General features: G+C 51.5%; 14 protein-coding genes. 5 read left to right on the top strand and 9 right to left on the bottom strand.

All coding sequences use genetic code 11. The annotated features are described in order from the left end of the window. The first annotated feature begins 9 nt into the window (after positions 1–9). Genes BW972_RS11840 through BW972_RS11830 form a run of 3 tightly spaced genes read left to right on the top strand, consistent with a single transcriptional unit; the run spans position 10 to position 3,916 of the window. Positions 10–2,325, top strand: coding sequence for a TonB-dependent receptor (locus BW972_RS11840; RefSeq protein WP_076422295.1), 2,316 nt, complete (start codon positions 10–12; stop codon positions 2,323–2,325). Continuing rightward, the gene (locus tag BW972_RS11835; protein ID WP_076422294.1) at positions 2,325–3,140 is read left to right on the top strand and encodes a DUF4249 domain-containing protein; all 816 of its coding nucleotides are present in this window, start codon (positions 2,325–2,327) and stop codon (positions 3,138–3,140) included. Before BW972_RS11840 ends, BW972_RS11835 begins: the two co-directional genes overlap by 1 nt. Before the next feature lie 8 nt (positions 3,141–3,148). Beyond that, on the top strand, positions 3,149–3,916 hold the full coding sequence (locus tag BW972_RS11830) for a CPBP family glutamic-type intramembrane protease (RefSeq protein ID WP_076422293.1): 768 nt from the start codon (positions 3,149–3,151) through the stop codon (positions 3,914–3,916). Positions 3,917–3,995: 79 nt separating this feature from the next. Here the strand turns inward: BW972_RS11830 and BW972_RS11825 are convergent, their stop codons facing one another. From BW972_RS11825 to BW972_RS11810, 4 genes are all read right to left on the bottom strand, one after another. Continuing rightward, the gene (locus tag BW972_RS11825; protein ID WP_076422462.1) at positions 3,996–4,811 is read right to left on the bottom strand and encodes a purine-nucleoside phosphorylase; all 816 of its coding nucleotides are present in this window, start codon (positions 4,809–4,811) and stop codon (positions 3,996–3,998) included. 218 nt (positions 4,812–5,029) lie between these two features. Continuing rightward, positions 5,030–6,793 carry a signal peptide peptidase SppA gene (gene sppA, locus BW972_RS11820; protein ID WP_076422292.1) on the bottom strand — a complete coding sequence of 588 codons (1,764 nt, stop codon included), beginning with the start codon at positions 6,791–6,793 and terminating at the stop codon, positions 5,030–5,032. Between the two features lie 470 nt (positions 6,794–7,263). Continuing rightward, positions 7,264–8,532 (bottom strand): replication-associated recombination protein A, encoded by a 1,269-nt coding sequence (locus tag BW972_RS11815; RefSeq protein WP_007654882.1) that lies wholly within the window; start codon positions 8,530–8,532, stop codon positions 7,264–7,266. 132 nt (positions 8,533–8,664) lie between these two features. Beyond that, on the bottom strand, positions 8,665–9,831 hold the full coding sequence (locus tag BW972_RS11810; protein ID WP_076422291.1) for an AI-2E family transporter: 1,167 nt from the start codon (positions 9,829–9,831) through the stop codon (positions 8,665–8,667). Between the two features lie 81 nt (positions 9,832–9,912). Here BW972_RS11810 and BW972_RS11805 point away from each other — a divergent pair, with 81 nt between their 5' ends. Continuing rightward, the gene (locus tag BW972_RS11805) at positions 9,913–10,815 is read left to right on the top strand and encodes a DMT family transporter (protein ID WP_007654877.1); all 903 of its coding nucleotides are present in this window, start codon (positions 9,913–9,915) and stop codon (positions 10,813–10,815) included. Here the strand turns inward: BW972_RS11805 and BW972_RS11800 are convergent. Both BW972_RS11800 and BW972_RS11795 read right to left on the bottom strand, forming a co-directional pair. Beyond that, complete coding sequence (locus BW972_RS11800; RefSeq protein WP_076422290.1) at positions 10,812–11,291, bottom strand: hypothetical protein; 480 nt, start codon at positions 11,289–11,291, stop codon at positions 10,812–10,814. The genes BW972_RS11805 and BW972_RS11800 overlap by 4 nt on opposite strands. A gap of 46 nt (positions 11,292–11,337) precedes the next feature. After that, positions 11,338–11,862, bottom strand: coding sequence for a GNAT family N-acetyltransferase (locus BW972_RS11795; RefSeq protein WP_076422289.1), 525 nt, complete (start codon positions 11,860–11,862; stop codon positions 11,338–11,340). Positions 11,863–12,078: 216 nt separating this feature from the next. Here BW972_RS11795 and BW972_RS11790 point away from each other — a divergent pair, with 216 nt between their 5' ends. Next, a complete protein-coding gene (locus BW972_RS11790) occupies positions 12,079–12,357 on the top strand; it encodes a glycine zipper domain-containing protein (protein WP_076422288.1) in 279 nt (92 codons plus the stop codon). Between the two features lie 206 nt (positions 12,358–12,563). Here BW972_RS11790 and BW972_RS11785 read toward each other — a convergent pair whose 3' ends face one another. The 3 genes from BW972_RS11785 to BW972_RS11775 all read right to left on the bottom strand — a co-directional run bounded on the left by BW972_RS11785 (position 12,564) and on the right by BW972_RS11775 (position 16,480). Beyond that, entirely contained in the window at positions 12,564–13,793 is a 1,230-nt protein-coding gene (locus BW972_RS11785; protein ID WP_076422287.1) for a DEAD/DEAH box helicase, read from the bottom strand. Positions 13,794–14,024: 231 nt separating this feature from the next. Next, positions 14,025–15,143 (bottom strand): fatty acid desaturase family protein, encoded by a 1,119-nt coding sequence (locus BW972_RS11780; RefSeq protein ID WP_076422286.1) that lies wholly within the window; start codon positions 15,141–15,143, stop codon positions 14,025–14,027. Positions 15,144–15,367: 224 nt separating this feature from the next. Next, positions 15,368–16,480 carry a fatty acid desaturase family protein gene (locus BW972_RS11775; RefSeq protein ID WP_076422285.1) on the bottom strand — a complete coding sequence of 371 codons (1,113 nt, stop codon included), beginning with the start codon at positions 16,478–16,480 and terminating at the stop codon, positions 15,368–15,370. Positions 16,481–16,622: the final 142 nt, after the last annotated feature.

Genomic DNA, 16,622 nt, shown 5'->3' with positions numbered 1-16,622 from the left:
TTTAGTTAGATGCGCTTACCAGCTTTTGCTGTATACATTATTTGTCTACTCAGTTTCCTTGCCCCTGATGTGTTTGCGCAGAGCACCTACACCATTAGTGGCTACGTTCGGGGCACCGGCGGCGAAGATGCCCTGATAGGGGCTACCGTATCGGTTCCCGAGCTTCGTATCGGTGCTGCAACGGATGCCCGTGGTTTCTATACCCTGCAACTGCCCGAAGGCAGCCATACCTTGCAGGCCACTTACATCGGCTACGAAACTGCTACCCGCACCATTGAGGTCACTGACCGGGACCTAACCATCAATTTTGCTTTATTGCCAGCCAACAGCCAGTTGCGCGAGGTCGTGATCGAAGCCAATTCGCTCCAGCAGAAACTCAATGCCAACCAGATGAGTGTCGAGACGCTGACGACAAGGGAGGCAAAGCTCCTGCCGGCCATCTTCGGCGAGGTTGACCTGATCAAGGCGCTGCAACTGAAGCCTGGTGTGCAATCAGGTGGCGAAGGAGCTTCAGGCCTGTATGTGCGCGGCGGCGGTCCTGACCAGAACCTAGTATTGCTCGATGACGCCGTCGTCTACAACGCCTCCCACTTGTTTGGTTTCTTCTCCGTGTTCAACCCAGATGCGGTTGAAAGTGTGGAGCTGTACAAAGGGGGCTTCCCGGCGCAGTTTGGTGGCAGACTGTCGTCGGTGGTGGATGTGAAAATGCGTGAAGGAAATAAGGAGCGCATCGGCGTAACCGGTGGCATCGGCCTGATTGCTTCACGCCTGACCGTGGATGGCCCTATTGTGAAAGATAAATCCTCGTTTGTTCTCTCCGGACGCCGTACCTATTTTGATGTCTTCACCCGCCAGATCAACCGGATACAGGAAGGCAAAGAAGACTTCAATCCTATACCTGACTACTACTTCTACGACCTCAACGGCAAGGCTAACTACAAGCTGGGCGAGAAAGACGAACTGTTTCTGAGCGGCTATTTTGGGCGCGACTTCTTCGGGTTTAACGACGCGGATTTTCAGTTTGGTTTCGACTGGGGGAATAAGGTAGGGGCTTTGCGCTGGCAGCACAAGTTCAACCCGCGCTTCCAGGTAAACACGACGCTTTCGGGCAGCAGCTACCAGTACAATGTCAGCAATAAGATCGATGTATTCAGTTTTAACCTGACTTCTGATATCCGTGATATTGCCCTCAAAACCGACTTCAGCCTGATCCTGGATAAAGGCCATACCTTGCAATTCGGTGCCATGGCCACCCGGCACAACTTCACGATCGGCCGCCTCAACTTCGACTCAGACGATGACCGCATCAGCTTTGGTGCAGGCAATGATTACGAAGCCACGGAAGCCGCTGCTTATGTGGCGGATGACTTTCAGGTAAATGCGCAGCTTTCACTTAATTATGGCCTGCGTGTGTCGGCCTTCAGCAGTGGAGGCAAGACTTATGGTGCCTTTGAGCCACGTGCCTCTGCCAGGTATAGCCTCAGCGAGAACACCTCTCTGAAGGCCAGCTATGCCAGCATGATGCAGTACATCCACCTGGTAGCCAACTCCGGCGCATCGCTACCAACCGACATCTGGTATCCAAGCAATGACTACGTAAAGCCGCAGCGCTCCCAACAAGTGGCCGCAGGTATAAGCCACCTCTTCGGCGGTGGCCGTTACATGGTTACCAACGAACTGTACTATAAGTGGATGCACCGCCAGATCGACTTCCGCGACGGGGCCAATCTGTTTGTGAATGATAACCTGGAGGCGGAGTTTCTGTTTGGCAAGGGCGAGAGTTACGGCAATGAGGTATACCTCGAAAAGATAAAAGGACGCACCACCGGCTGGGTAGGCTATACCTTGTCGTGGAGTTACCGCCAGTTCGACGACATCAACGAGGGACGCCGCTTCCCGACCCGCTACGACCGCCGCCATGATCTGAGTGTGGTGGTGCTGCATGAGTTGAGCAAGCGCATCAGCCTCACCGGCGCTTTTGTGTATGGCACCGGCAACGCCTATTCACTGCCTGTAGCCCGCTTCGCCTTTCAGGATGTGCAGGGCAAAAGTGCTACGGTGGTGCCTGTGTACAGCGACCGCAACAGCTTCCGACTGGATGCATTCCACCGACTGGACCTGGGCCTGGTACTCAAGCTGAAGCCCAAACGTGGCGAGGCCGACCTGACCTTCAATGCCTACAACGCCTATAACCGTCGCAATCCATACTTTGTGTATTTTGAGCAGGTGAAGGACGAAGACGACAACGAAACGCTCGGTTTTCGGGCCAAGCAGGTGTCGCTCTTCCCGGTTATACCTTCTGTTACCTATAATTTCAAGTTCTGATGAAGACCAGACGAGCGATCTATACCTTGTTGCTGCCCCTACTCTTTTTGCTGCTATCCTGTGACATGGAGCAGGAAGTGGAGATTAAGTTGCCCCCTTACGAATCACAATTAGTAGTTGAATGCTACCTGGAACCCGGCAAGTCCCTTCGGGCCGTTGTGCTGGAGAGTGTGAGTTACTTCAACGAACCCGAGTTGCCGCTTGTGCCCGATGCGGAAGTGTTCATCACCCACCAGGGCAGAACGATCAAATTGCCTTTCAGCCCCATTCAAAACAAGGCGACGGGCAAGTACTATACTCATCGCAAAAATGAGAAGCTCAACCTGCAACCCGGTGATGTGCTTACGCTGGAGGTCAAAGATAAGAAAGGTCGTCACGTGACCGGCACTACCACCGTCATGGGTCAGGTTCCGATTGAGGCTGTGGAGTGGAAGTTCAATGAAAGCAACAAGGCCTATCTGCTCACTTCTTACCAGGACGACCCGGATGCCGCGAACTATTACCGCTACATGGTGCACCGCGACAGCCTGTCCAACTCCTCTCAGCGGGATTTCGTATCCAGTGACCAGCTTACCAATGGCCAGCGCGTATCCTATGGGTCAGGCTATGATTACGAAGAGGGCGATACATTGATCGTGTCGCTGTTTCACATCGAGAAGCAGTACTACGACTTCCTGAGCTCTATTTCGGATGCACGCAGGGCCAACGGAAACCCATTTGCCCAGCCTTCGCGCATTGTGTCTTCAGTGAAGGGAGGCATCGGCATCTTCACAAACCTCTCCTATAACCGCAAAACGGTCGTAATTGAGAAGTAAAACAAACGATGGAAGCACCTTTACCTCCTGACCGGGTTAGAGAGAACCCAAGCCCTCGTCCAAAAGAAACTGCACTGGCCTTCTGGCGTTTTCTGAAAGCCCCTAAACAGCTGGAGGCGCTGCACCAAAAGCCTGAGGAAGTATGGAGGCCGCTGCTGCAACTGTTCGTACTCAAGTTCATCCTGAGCCTGGGTATAGCAGCCATCATATTTGGCCTGATCAAGCTGATGGGTTACAACCCATTCGCGAGTCATCGCATGGGCCGTTTCCTGGAGGAAAACAACCCCCTGCTGGTGCTATTGGCTGTAGCCGTGATCAGTCCTGCCATTGAGGAATTCTTCTTTCGTGCCCCCTTGCGCTACACCCGCATGCGGCTATTTGTAGCTTTCCTGACCATCATTTTTTTTATACTCCCTACCCTGCTCGAGATGCTGCAGATCAGCACACTCCTGAGCGCCCTGATCTGGCTTGTGGCCCTGATGCTGGCCATATGGGTGGTACTATCGGATATGCGTGCCTGGTATTTGAGGCGGCTCTGGGAAAAGCGTTTCCCAACGGTGTTTTATACCTTCACGATCGTATTTGGCATGGTGCACCTGGCCAACTATGAAAACCTGCACCTGCCCATCGCCCTTATACCTTTACTCGTGGTGCCGCAGTTTATTGGTGCCCTTTTCTGGGGTTACATCCGTCTCCGCTTCAGCCTGACCTGGGCAATCGTATCGCACGGCTTGTTTAATGCAGTGCTGCTCGCTATTGCCTACCTGACCATGTAAAATACTGTAAACAAGCAGGGGCAGCCATCTGACCGCCCCTGCTTGTTCTTTTAAGTGCTGTCGCACCTGTGCTCGGCTATTACTGCTGACGCACCAGCTCTTTGATCAGCATGGTCATGCGTGGCTCAGCTATCGCGGCGGCTTCCAGAATATCCGCCAGGATCACTTTCTTGATGCGATCCGGTGTACCCATGTCAGTGATTACCGAAATACCGAAGATCTTCATGCCCATGTGGCGGGCAGCAATGGCCTCCGGCACGGTGGACATACCTACGGCATCAGCCCCGATGCGGGCGATGTAGCTATACTCAGCTAGTGTTTCCAGCATTGGTCCTGGCACACTGGCGTATACGCCTTCCTGCAACGTGAAGCCGGCATCCTCAGCGATGACCATGGCCTGGCGTACCATTTTCTCATCATACACTTCGCTCATGTCCGGGAAGCGAGGTCCCAGTTCGTCCAGGTTCGGACCGATCAGCGGGTTAGATGGCTGCAGGTTGATATGATCTGTGATCACCATCAGGTCGGAGGTGTTGAAGGCAGGGTTCAGACCGCCACTGGCATTGGAAATAAAAAGCTTCTGCACGCCCAGCAGTTTCATGACACGCACCGGGTGCACCACCTGGTTCATGGTATAGCCTTCGTAGTAATGGAAGCGTCCCTGCATCACAATCACACGACGACCGGCCAGCTTACCGAAAGCCAGTCGGCCTGAGTGACTCTCCACCGTTGAAACCGGGAAGTGCGGAATGTCAGCGTAGTTGAGGCTATACTCTATTTCAATCTCTTTGATCAAAGCGCCCAAGCCCGTGCCCAGGATAATGCCAAACTCCGGTTGAAAGTTGCCTGTCTGGTCCTGTATGTAAGAGGCGGACTCTCGTAATTGCTGCATCATATCGTTCATCGTTTTATGTTCTTTGTTTTTGGTCTGCGAAATAGCTCATTTAATCTGATAGAATAAATGACTTATGTCATGTGCTTCCTTAAGCTATTACCTTGTTCTCATCCGCAATTTGCAAAAAATGGCTTGGACCTGAAACAAAAAGCCCACTGGTTTACACCAGCGGGCTTCCGGGTATTTTATCAACAGCAGGTAGTAGCCTGCCATCGCTGTTATTGGATTGTCAGTTCATATGGCATGCGGGTCTGGATACCCTGCATGTTCTCTACCTTCTTGTACATCTTGTACACAGGGTATAGTTGACCAAGTTCGGCCTTTACGGCACGCTCTTTTACCTGCGAACCAGCTTCTCCGAACATCTCTTCAAAGAAAGTCTTACGGCGCGGCAGTTCTTTGATGCGATAGTCATCTTCTATACCTACACGGGCAGCGGCAATCTCGATGGCTTTTTCCAGACCACCATGCACGTCCACCAGGTTGCGTTCTTTGGCTTCTATACCTGACCACACGCGGCCTGAAGCAAATTCCTTCAGCTGGTCCTGCGACATGCCGCGGCCGTCGGCTGCTTTCTGTGTGAACACTTCATAGATTTTGTTGATCTCACGCTGCACGATCTCTTTCTCAAACGGTGTCATGGCGCGGGTTACAGTCGGCAAGTCAGAGTGTTTGCCTGTGCTTACACGATCCACTGTGATGCCTAGCTTGTTCTTGAAGAAGTTCTCGAAATTCGGCACGATGCCAAACACACCGATGCTACCTGTGATAGTGTTCGGGTGCGCCACGATCGTATCGCAGCCCATAGCCATGTAGTAACCGCCAGAGGCAGCCATGTCTGACATAGAAGCGATGACAGGCTTCACCTTGCGGGTCTCCTGAATCTCGCGCCACATGACGTCAGAGGCCAGTGCGCTACCGCCCGGTGAGTTGATGCGCAGTACAACAGCCTTCACGTTCTTGTCCATGCGGGCATTACGAAGAGCCTCAGCGTAGCGCATGCTGCCAATTTCATCATCGCCGCCTTCACCGTCCACAATGTCGCCTTCGGCGTAGATCACAGCGATACGGTTTTTAGCAGAACCGCTCTTCTCAGTGTCTTTCACTTTCTTGTACTTACCAAGACTCACCAGCTGCAGTTTCTTGTCTTTATCCACACCCATCTGCTCTTTCATGTAGTCGATGGCCTCGTCATAGTAACCAATATCGGTTGCCAGACCATGGGTTTTGGCATCTTCAGCTTCACGAACGAGTACTTCATCAGACACTTTTTTCAGTTCCTCGTAAGTTTTGCCACGTGCCTCCGCAATTTTGCGCAATTGGTAGTCATTGATTGAGTTCAGGAACGAGGTCATCTGCTCACGGTTAGCATCGCTCATCTTGTCCAGGAAGAAAGGCTCTACCGCACTCTTGAACTCACCTACTTTGAAGATAGTCGGCTCAATGTCCAGCTTCTCCAGTGTACCTTTGAAGAAGAACACCTCAGAGCTGATGCCGTTGAACTCCAGTGTACCCATCGGGTTCAGGTAAATTTTATCAGCTACAGAAGACAGGTAATAAGCCTTCTCGTTGGTCATGTCGCCATAGGACACGATGAACTTTCCAGACTCTTTGAAGTCAATCAGTTCGTTGCGTATCTCTTCCAGTTTGCCCATACCGGCATCCACAAAGCGCATATTCAGGAAGATGCCTTTTACGTTATCATCTGTTTTGGCGCGACGAATAGAGGCTTTGATCTGATCAAGACCATCATTGCTGTTCATCGAAAAGAAGCCGATAGAGAAATCGCCAAAGGGATTCTCCTGCTCACGCTCTACAATAGACTTATCAAGCTTGAGCTCCAGAACCGAGTTTTCGGTTACGGTGACATCGCCTTTGGAAGCTGATGCCGCAATGATGCCTACCATGATCAGCAAGCCCAGGAAGAAGAATATGAACAGGCCAAGAATGGTAGCCAGCACATATCTGAGGAAATTCAGCATAGGTTCTATTTAATGTTTAGGTTCTGTTTTTAAGTACCGGGAAATACAGGTCCCTGCATACAATAAACAAAAATAGCGCTTAAAGTTCAATACTAGTCCCCAACAAACAGCAATCTCGACCAATCGGTCCATTTCATAGACTAACCTAATTGTTGGATTGTTTATGGTTGAATGGTTGAGTTGTTGATTGCTGGTTGATGATTGTTGTTTATACACTAGTTGGCAGTATTTCCCGCATGATTGCCAGTACGCAATTGGACAAGTCGCAACCCAATGCCGTCAGCTTAAGGAATATCGCTTCTAACCTGTCATCTCGACTAAAGAAGAGATCTGGATCTCTCAAAGCCTAAGCAATACTTCAGATTTCTCCCTTCGGTCGAAATGACAAAAAAGCTTAAGTTGACAGCACTGGGAAGCGAGCGTGGTGTTCATCCCTTTATACCTCCTAAACCCTCAAACTCCCAAACGGACTAATATCGATATTTCTTCCCCCACTGCGCCTGCAGTTGCTTGAGCATTTCGCGCTCGCGGGTGTTGTTGCCGGGCTGGTAGAGGGCGGTGTTGCTGAGCTCCTGCGGCATGAACTCCTGCTGCACGAAGTTGCCTTCGTAGTCGTGGGCGTATTTGTAGTTGTTGCCGTAGCCGATCTCTTTCATCAGCTTGGTCGGGGCGTTGCGGATGTGCAGCGGCACTGGCAGATTGCCGGTTTGCTGCACCAGCTGTCGGGCCTGCTTGATGGCTTTGTAGGAGGCGTTGCTCTTGGGTGAGGTGGCCAGGTAGATGGTGCACTGCGAAAGAATGATCTCCGCCTCCGGATACCCGATCATCTGCACCGCCTGAAAGCAGTTGGTCGCCATGAGCAGTGCGTTGGCATTCGCCAGACCGATGTCCTCCGAAGCGGCGATCAGCAAACGGCGGGCGATAAACTTGGGATCTTCGCCTCCTTCTATCATGCGGGCCAGCCAGTAAACGGCGGCGTTGGGGTCAGAGCCGCGGATGGACTTGATGAAAGCCGACACCAGGTCGTAGTGCATCTCTCCGGACTTGTCGTACATCACGATGTTCTGTTGGGCTACCTGCTTCACCAAATCATTGGTCACCACTACTTCGTCGGCTTTTATACCTTCAGCCACGATCTCGAGCAGGTTGAGCAATTTGCGGGCATCACCGCCTGATATGGTCAGCAGTGCCTCGTACTCTTCTATTCGCACCTTGCGGTGGCGCATCCATTCGTCCTGCTCCAGGGCCTTGTCCACCAGCTCGATCAGTTCGTCTTTGGTGAGGTGCTTGAGAATGTATACCTGGCAGCGCGACAGCAAGGCCGATATCACCTCGAAAGACGGATTCTCGGTCGTGGCGCCCACCAAAGTCACTGTGCCTTTCTCTACAGCCCCCAGCAAAGCGTCCTGCTGGGATTTATTAAAGCGATGAATCTCGTCTATGAACAGCACTGTGCCCTGCCGCTTTTTGGCCTGATCGATCACTTCGCGGATGTCCTTCACACCAGAGTTAATGGCACTCAGGGCCACGAAAGGCACCTTCATCTGGTTGGCGATGATGTTGGCCAGGGTAGTTTTGCCCACGCCCGGAGGTCCCCACAGAATCATGCTCGGTATCACGCCGCCCTCAATGTAGCGCCGCAGGATGCCGTCTGGCCCTACCAGGTGCTTTTGTCCGTAATATTGATCGAGGTTGTGCGGCCGCAGGCGCTCGGCCAAAGGTATGTTCGGGTGATTCATCTGCTCTTATCTTTCTCAGGATTCGGTCTAAACAAAGTTACGAATTAGAAGGCAAAGCAGGAAGGTATAAAATATGCGCTATACCTGTGGCCGCCTGTCGATCCACCATTTTACCGCTACATGGGCTATACCTTAGTCTTTTCGCTTCTCCTCTTCCCCTTCGTGCGGCGGCTCTATGTCGTTTTCCTCCTCCAGTTTACGCCGGACGGCTTTGGTGTCCCAACGCAGCACAGGTATAGCCATGGGACTCAAGCCCGGCCGCTCGTCCCCGAAGAGCACACCCCACTGCTTAAACTGGTCGGTACGATCGAACACCACTTTGAGCATGGCAATAATGGGCAGCGACAGAAACATACCGGTTATACCTGCGATCTCCCCACCCACGATCACACCCACAATGGTGGCCAATGCATTGATCTTTACCTTGGAGCCCACAATGCGGGGCATCAGGATGTTGTTGTCCAGAAACTGTACCGCCGCAATCGTTCCCAGCACAGCCAGCACCGGCCACAGTTCCTCTGATGATGCCAGTGTGAGCAGCACCCCAATGATGTTGCCCAGCAGTGCTCCCACGTAAGGTATCAGGTTCAGAAAGGCGAAGATCACCCCGATCAGCAGGGCGTGTTTGATCCCGATGATCATGAGGAGACCACCTAGCAGCACGGTCATGTAGGTGATCTGTATGAGTAGTCCGAACAGGTAGCTTTTGATGATGACCTGCATTTCGCTCAGCGTTTCCTCCACCTTCTCGTGCCGCTCACGCGGGAACCAGAGGAACACGAAGCGCAACAACAGGTTTTTGTAGAACAGCAGCAGGAAGATGTAGATGGGCAGCAGACCAATGAACACCACCGTACCTGTCACGCCACCAGCCACACCGCCCAGCAGGTTACCCGCATAGGTGAGCAGGTTGTTGCTCTGCTCTTTTATGAAACTGGTCTGCTCTGCTGTCGAAAAAGGCGTTTTGCTGCCGATCCACTCACTCAGGGCGGTCAGGTGTTTCATCACGTTTTTCTGGATCATCGGGAAGTCCTCTATCAGCACCCGCATCTGGGAAGAAAAGAACCAGATGATGCCCCCCAGCACAACGATCAGCGTGAGCAGACTGATACCGATGGCCACGGCATCGGGGAAGTTTCGCTGTTTAAAGAAGCGATAAATGGGCAGCAACATGATGCTGATAAAGAAAGCGACCAGCAGTGGGGCGAGCAGGTCGCGGCCCAGCACAATGATCCAGCCCAGAAAAAAGAGGCCCATTACCTCGATGGCCCTGCGGACCGTAAGCGGCATTTGATTCATGCAAAAATGTGGTTTGAGCGTACTGGTTTTAATTGCCTCTCCTTATACGGTACAAACCGAATAAGCACGTAATTTTGCAGCATGAATAAACAGGTACAGGTGCATGCCTCGCTTTTTCTGGTGGCACTGATCTATGGTAGTAATTACAGCATCGCCAAAGAGGTGATGCCGGAATATGTCGGCCCTTTCGGTCTGATTCTGATCCGGGTGGTTTCGGCGGCGCTGTTCTTTGGCATATTTGCCCGGCTGGTGGTGAAAGAGAAAATTGTGGGACGTGCCGATAATATCCGCGTGATCCTCTGTGGCGTGACAGGTGTGGCCGTGAACCAGCTGTGCTTCTTCGCAGGTTTGAACCTTACCGCTCCTATCAATGCGGCGCTTCTGATGGTGATCGTGCCGGTGGTGGTGCTTGTGTTTTCGGCCCTGCTGCTGCGGGAGCGTATCGGGAGGCGCAAGGTTTCAGGTATAGCCCTGGCCTGTGCGGGTGCTTTTCTGCTCATCTATACCTCCCGTGGAGAGCAGGCTACAGGCAACATGTGGGGTGACCTGCTTATCATTCTGAACGCTACTTCCTTTGGCCTATACCTGGTGCTGGTGAAGCCACTCATGCAGCGGTACCAGGCCATCACGATTGTGAGCCGCATTTTCACCGTGGGAGCCGTGCTGGTGATTCCGTTCGGCTGGCAGCAGTTGCTTAGTCCTGACTACAGCGCTTTTCCAATGTCGATCTGGCTGGCTATTCTGTTCATGGTGTTTGCCGTTACCATCATCGCTTACCTGCTCAATACCTGGGCGCTACGCTACGCCAACCCCTCGCTCGTAGGCGCCTACATTTACCTGCAGCCGGTCATGGCTATCTTAATCGCGGTTGCGGTGGGGAAAGACGTATTCACGCTGGAAAAGGCATTCTACGCGCTCCTGATCTTTGCCGGGGTGTATCTGGTGAGCCGAACGAAGCAACATGCCGTGCAGCAAGCTGCTTAAGGCATGTAAGTATCTTCGACTAGGTCGGCAGTAGTGTGTGAAACAGGCAAGCGGCGCAGCAAGCTGTACTGGAAGTCCACGGTGTCGCTTTGCACGGGTTGGGCATGCATGACCGTGATGCTGTCACCTTCATGCAGGGTATAGTAGAAGTTGCCTCGTCCGGCCCACCAGCCGCCACAGGCTGACAGCGCCTGGCGCGGCACCCCGAATGAGGTATACATCTGCGGAGCGATGACGGAGCAGGTATACACCGTGTCAAGCACGTACTGCATCTCCACCTGGCTCAGGTATACCACCGCTAGTGGGTTGTCCTCGTCAGCGCTTTGGATCTCCTCGCACTGCAGGTCGGCTTTCACCCAGCTGTTTGGGTCAGATACTGCGACTTCCTGATCGATCCGCTCGTACTGCTCTTCCTCTTTTTGGTTGCAGGCTACGAGTGTGAATAAGCAGAAGGCAAATAAGAGGCGAAGCTTCATGTGGTGGAGCGGCTTTGTCGAACTCAAAGGTATAAAGAGAATCACTTCAGGCAATATCTCTTTTCATCACGACCATGCCGCGGTATATTTCCTTCATCTGCTCAAAGTCGAGCTCGTCGGTGCTCCATCTCACAAAACCGTTCTGTTCATAGAAGTCAACGGAGCGACTGCTGTCCATGGCTTTGAGCCAGATTACGCTCTTATTGCTTTCCAGCGCATACTGCACTGCAAAATCCACCGCCCACTTACCTATGCCTATACCGGAGGCACGATCTACCAGGTATAGCCGTTCGAGCTCAAGGCATTCGGCATCCGTGTAGCCTTCCAGTGCCTTGTCTTTGTTGAACTTCATAAACCCAACCGGTTCGTCCTTGTATTGGATAAGGAAATAGGCGGCATTGGGATCGGCCATGTCATCGCGCAGGGCCTCCTCTGTAAAGCAGCGCTCCACATACCAGGCGCCTCCGTCGTGCCAGAGGTAAGTATAGTGGTCGTTGTAAGCTTCTACGGCTATGTCCCGCAATTCGGTCAGGTCGGCAAGTGTACAGGGCGTAATGGCTATGTCGGTCATGGAAAATCAGAGATAGAAATTGCTCAGACCAATATACTGCACAGACGCCGCTTTTGTGCAGACTAATCGCTGAAATTTCTTTCAAATACCATCACTCCTCTTTCCATCTTAGCACAATTGCACCGCTATGACAATCTGAAATTGCACTGATTTTGTGCACACCACAAACAATGACTCAATAAAAAGCGTATAATACTCGCTTAAATTCAACTAGTTATGAAACACATAAGAATATTTTCATTTGCCATATTATCAGCATTTCTACTAGGTGGTTGTGCTGGTTCCGATAACTGGAGCAGTAAAAAGAAAGGCGCCGTGATAGGCGGCACGGCTGGTGCAGCTACAGGCGCTGCGGTAGGTGGCACATCAGGTGCCGTAATTGGCGGTGCGGCCGGCACAGTGGCCGGTGGTGCCATTGGCCGTAAGAAAGATAAAAAGAAGGAACGTAAACGAAATCGGGATAACCGCGAAAACCGGGAGCAGTTGCAGCGGTAGGGTATAGCATACCTGTCTTAAAGGATAAAACGGCTATCGGATATACCGATAGCCGTTTTGTGTTCAGGTTTATAGCTCCACCTACCCTCTAACAACACTTATCTTGCGTTCTCACCTGGCTTTTGCCCACTCGTGTTATAGCACGTGAGTTTCTGCAGCAGCTCTTCTGACACTCACAGGTCTGGAAGACACTGTGAGTTCTAAGCTTACCTCCTCCCCCGTTTTCCTTTGCCTCCTTTGCCTGAACCTTTGCGCTTGTCATTTTTGGCTGACGAAGATGCCGCTGCTTCCATAAAATCCTGCGCTGTGAGCGGGTATGGGTGCTGGTCCACCACAGGTATAGCCTTGCCGGTGAGGTTCTGGATGGCGATCAGCAGAGGCGTTTCGCTGGCGCCGCAGAAGGTGATGGCTATACCTGCAGCCCCTGCCCTGCCGGTGCGGCCAATGCGGTGCACGTAGGTTTCAGGCTCAAAGGGCAGCTCGTAGTTGATGACGTGCGAGAGTTCCTCCACATCGATGCCCCGAGCAGCCACGTCGGTTGCGACCAGTACTTTTGTTTCGTATTTTTTAAAGCTTTCCAGCACACGCTCCCGGTCGCGCTGGGCACGGTCTGCATGGATAGCTTCAGCGGCTATACCTGCGGCACTGAGTTCCTTGGCCAGTTTGTCGGCCCCCTCTTTGGTGCGCATAAACACCAGCGTGCGGTCTATCCCTGCATGCTGTAAGAGGTGCAGCAGCAAAGGTGTTTTGTTGACTTTCCTTACATAGTACAACTCCTGCCGGATCGTAACTGCCGAGGAGGAAATTGGACTTACCTCTACGCTCACCGGCTCCGTCAATATTTTTTTGGCAAGCTTACTTACTTCAGGCGCCATGGTTGCGGAAAAGAACAGTGTCTGCCGCTGCTCAGGTATAGCCTGCAGCACACGTCGGATATCCTGCAGAAAGCCCATGTCCAGCATGCGATCGGCCTCGTCGAGCACCAATAGCCGTACCTGTTGCAAGTCAATGAAACCCTGCTCCAGCAGGTCGAGCAAACGACCAGGCGTGGCAACGAGGATATCTATAACTGCTTGCAGCGCCTCCGTCTGCACCTTGTAGGGCACGCCACCATATACCACCAGATGCTTCAGTCCTGTATACCTGCCATAAGCTGCAAAACTGTCGCCTACTTGACTGGCCAACTCGCGGGTAGGCGTAAGCACCACCGCGCGTATAACCCGTGGCTCAGGTATAGCCTGCCCGTGCAGGAGCTGCAGAACAGGCAGGGCGAAGGCCGCCGTCTTACCTGTGCCTGTCTGGGCCGTAGCCAATAGGTCGCGGCCCTGCAGCACTTCCGGCATAGCCTGCGTCTGTATAGGTGTTGGCTGGGTGTAGCCTTCCTCTTCCAGCGCCTGCAGGATGGGGTTGATCAGGTTTAGGTCTTTGAATGTCATAGCGGCAATGGTTTTCTTGACGAAGGACTCAAAATTTTAGCGTGATGCCCTGCCGTATTCTAAATAACGGCTAAAGTCCCATGCACGGTAAGTTCGTTTTGTCCCGCCACTTATCTCCTGCAAAGGTATACTGAACGAGCGCAAGCCGCTATACCTGTAAGCAACAAAAAACGGCGAAAATCGCTTCCCGCCGCTCTTAAATCATTATTTCAAAAGGTCTTTTGTCAAAAGCTACGCCATCACCTCGTTCAGGTTTGGCAGACGCAGCCGTCCGAATCGATGAAGGGTGTTCAGGTGCGAGCGAACAGCCTGCAAAAAGGTTTTGCTCTCGATATAAGTGAGGTTAAACTCGGATGCAGTTTGCTTCACGATTTCCGCGATGGCCGGGTAATGCACATGGCTGATACGCGGAAACAGATGGTGCTCGATCTGGAAATTCAGGCCGCCCACATACCACGAGAGCCACTTGCTTTTGCGTGCGAAATTAGCGGTGGTGCTCAGCTGATGAATGGCCCAGTCGTTTTCGATCACACCAGTCTCACTTGGCAGCGGATGGTGGGTACCCTCCACCGTATGCGCCAATTGGAACACAGTGGAAAGAATCATGCCCGCCACAAAGTGCATCAGGAAAAATCCGAGCAACACTTCCCATAAAGGTATACCGAAAATAAGTGTCGGTGCCACCAAAATCGAGAAGAAATAAAACAGTTTAAAAGCTATAATCTTAGAAAAAGCAACCGTGTTGTCTGATTTGGAATTAGCGTTCACACCGCTTTTGATGTACTTGAAGAACTGTACGAAATCCTTTATGATAACCCAGTAAAGCGTGAGCAGACCATAGAAAAAGAAGGCGTATACCCACTGCAGTTTGTGGTAAAAGCGCACTTTGGTGTGAGGCGAGAAACGCATGAACACCATATCGTCGATATCCTCGTCCATCTCTACCACATTGGTGTAAGTATGGTGCAGGATGTTGTGCTGCAGCTTCCAGTTAAAAGCCGAGGCACCGAGCAGGTTCACGGAGTGCGCCATCAGGTAGTTCATGGTCTTGTTCTTGGAAAAAGCGCCATGGTTGGCATCGTGCATCACACTCATGGCCACACCAGCCACACCTACACCCATCACCAGCCATAGCACTAAGCTGATAGCCACATGCGGTGTGAAAGTAAGCAGAACCGCAAAGGGCACTACATAGAGCAGCATCAGGATGATGCTTTTGATAAGTAAGCGGGAATTACCTGATTTGGGTAGGTTATTTTCTGAGAAATACGCGTCCACACGTTTGCGGAGCGTCGGGAAAAACAAATTTTTGTCTTTGTTAACGAATTTTACTTTGCCTTTAAGCTTCATTTAATCTACTTGATATTCTTATAAACTACTCACACTCTGAAAGCTATTTAACGGTTTAGCAGGTTATGTGTTTTACACACCCTTAGTTAAATGTTAGTTGCATCCACTCATAAATCCGAATGGGAAAGCTTTCAAATCAAACCCAAAGTGCATCGCTACACAAAGAGGCTGCAAATATAGAGGTGAAACAGGATACTATAAGCGCTTGCTGCTTATTTGATTTTTTAACCGATGGCCTCATTCATATTTGGCAATCTCCCGAAGCGGTGCAACGTGGCGATGTGCGAACGGACGGCTTGCCCAAACGTTTCATTCTCCAGGTAAGGAACACCAAACTCAGCTGCCGTTTCTTTCACGATGTCTGCAATAGCCGGGTAGTGCACATGGCAAACGCGCGGAAACAGGTGGTGCTCGATCTGGAAGTTCAGGCCGCCCACATACCAGGAAAGGATCTTATTATGACGCGAGAAGTTAACAGTGGTGTTCATCTGGTGTATCGCCCAGTCATTTTCGATTACACCATGCTCGTCTGGCCTCGGGTGACTCGTACCCTCCACCGTATGCGCCAACTGGAACACGACCGTCAGCACGATACCTGCAACAAAGTGCATCACTAAAAACCCAAGCAGCACCTGCAAAAACGGAATTCCAAAGAAAAGCGTCGGCACAGCGAGTACGATGAAAAAGTAAGTAGCTTTCATAGCTACCAGTTTCATAAACCAGTTTCTGTTCTCGGCTGCTGTATTGTTATTCACACCATTCTTCTTGAAGAGGGCATATTGCACGAAGTCTTTTGCCACCACCCAATAGAGCGTGAGCAGACCATAAAACACAAAGGCGTATACCCATTGCAGCTTATGGAAAAACTTTACCTTGGAGTGAGGGTTGAAGCGTAGCACCAGCCTGTCCTGAATGTCCTCGTCCATCTCCACCACGTTGGTGTAGGTATGGTGCAGGATGTTGTGCTGCAGTTTCCAGTTAAAAGCCGAACCACCCACCAGGTTCAGGGTATGGCCCATCAGATCGTTAACCCGCTTGCTGTTGGAGAAGGCCCCGTGGTTAGCATCGTGCATCACGCTCATACCTATACCTGCCACTCCTAGGCCCATCATAAACCACAGTAGCAGACTAAGCGGAAAAGCAGGCTGAATTGCCAGCAGCAACACGAAAGGGAGCAAGTAAATTAGCAACAGCACCACACTCTTCACAATCATGGCGGTATTGGCAGTTTTTGGAATGTTGTTCTCTGTAAAATAGGCGTCTACACGTTTCCGGAGGGTAGGAAAGAATAGACTTTTGTCTTTGTTGACAAACTTGACTTTGCTTTGCAGCTTCATAGTTTTAGGATGATGTGTGAAAAATTAGAACTCACACGTAGGGGCAAAAGGCACAGAGAGTGAATCGCGATACTTATTAAAATGTAATCATGAGGTTATAAGTTCAGACAGCCAACGACTATTTAAGTATTTATACTTAATC

Source organism: Pontibacter lucknowensis (genome assembly GCF_900156415.1).
Classification (GTDB): domain Bacteria; phylum Bacteroidota; class Bacteroidia; order Cytophagales; family Hymenobacteraceae; genus Pontibacter; species Pontibacter lucknowensis.
Note: the sequence above shows the minus strand (reverse complement) of the source record. Positions and strands in the feature narration are given on the sequence as shown.

What these genes read in the sequence shown, in the direction of transcription:
- BW972_RS11840 (WP_076422295.1), top strand. Translation starts at nt 10, where the DNA reads ATGCGCTTACCAGCTTTTGCTGTATACATTATTTGTCTACTCAGTTTC.
- BW972_RS11835 (WP_076422294.1), top strand. Translation starts at nt 2,325, where the DNA reads ATGAAGACCAGACGAGCGATCTATACCTTGTTGCTGCCCCTACTCTTT.
- BW972_RS11830 (WP_076422293.1), top strand. Translation starts at nt 3,149, where the DNA reads ATGGAAGCACCTTTACCTCCTGACCGGGTTAGAGAGAACCCAAGCCCT.
- BW972_RS11825 (WP_076422462.1), bottom strand. Translation starts at nt 4,811, where the DNA reads ATGATGCAGCAATTACGAGAGTCCGCCTCTTACATACAGGACCAGACA.
- sppA (WP_076422292.1), bottom strand. Translation starts at nt 6,793, where the DNA reads ATGCTGAATTTCCTCAGATATGTGCTGGCTACCATTCTTGGCCTGTTC.
- BW972_RS11815 (WP_007654882.1), bottom strand. Translation starts at nt 8,532, where the DNA reads ATGAATCACCCGAACATACCTTTGGCCGAGCGCCTGCGGCCGCACAAC.
- BW972_RS11810 (WP_076422291.1), bottom strand. Translation starts at nt 9,831, where the DNA reads ATGAATCAAATGCCGCTTACGGTCCGCAGGGCCATCGAGGTAATGGGC.
- BW972_RS11805 (WP_007654877.1), top strand. Translation starts at nt 9,913, where the DNA reads ATGAATAAACAGGTACAGGTGCATGCCTCGCTTTTTCTGGTGGCACTG.
- BW972_RS11800 (WP_076422290.1), bottom strand. Translation starts at nt 11,291, where the DNA reads ATGAAGCTTCGCCTCTTATTTGCCTTCTGCTTATTCACACTCGTAGCC.
- BW972_RS11795 (WP_076422289.1), bottom strand. Translation starts at nt 11,862, where the DNA reads ATGACCGACATAGCCATTACGCCCTGTACACTTGCCGACCTGACCGAA.
- BW972_RS11790 (WP_076422288.1), top strand. Translation starts at nt 12,079, where the DNA reads ATGAAACACATAAGAATATTTTCATTTGCCATATTATCAGCATTTCTA.
- BW972_RS11785 (WP_076422287.1), bottom strand. Translation starts at nt 13,793, where the DNA reads ATGACATTCAAAGACCTAAACCTGATCAACCCCATCCTGCAGGCGCTG.
- BW972_RS11780 (WP_076422286.1), bottom strand. Translation starts at nt 15,143, where the DNA reads ATGAAGCTTAAAGGCAAAGTAAAATTCGTTAACAAAGACAAAAATTTG.
- BW972_RS11775 (WP_076422285.1), bottom strand. Translation starts at nt 16,480, where the DNA reads ATGAAGCTGCAAAGCAAAGTCAAGTTTGTCAACAAAGACAAAAGTCTA.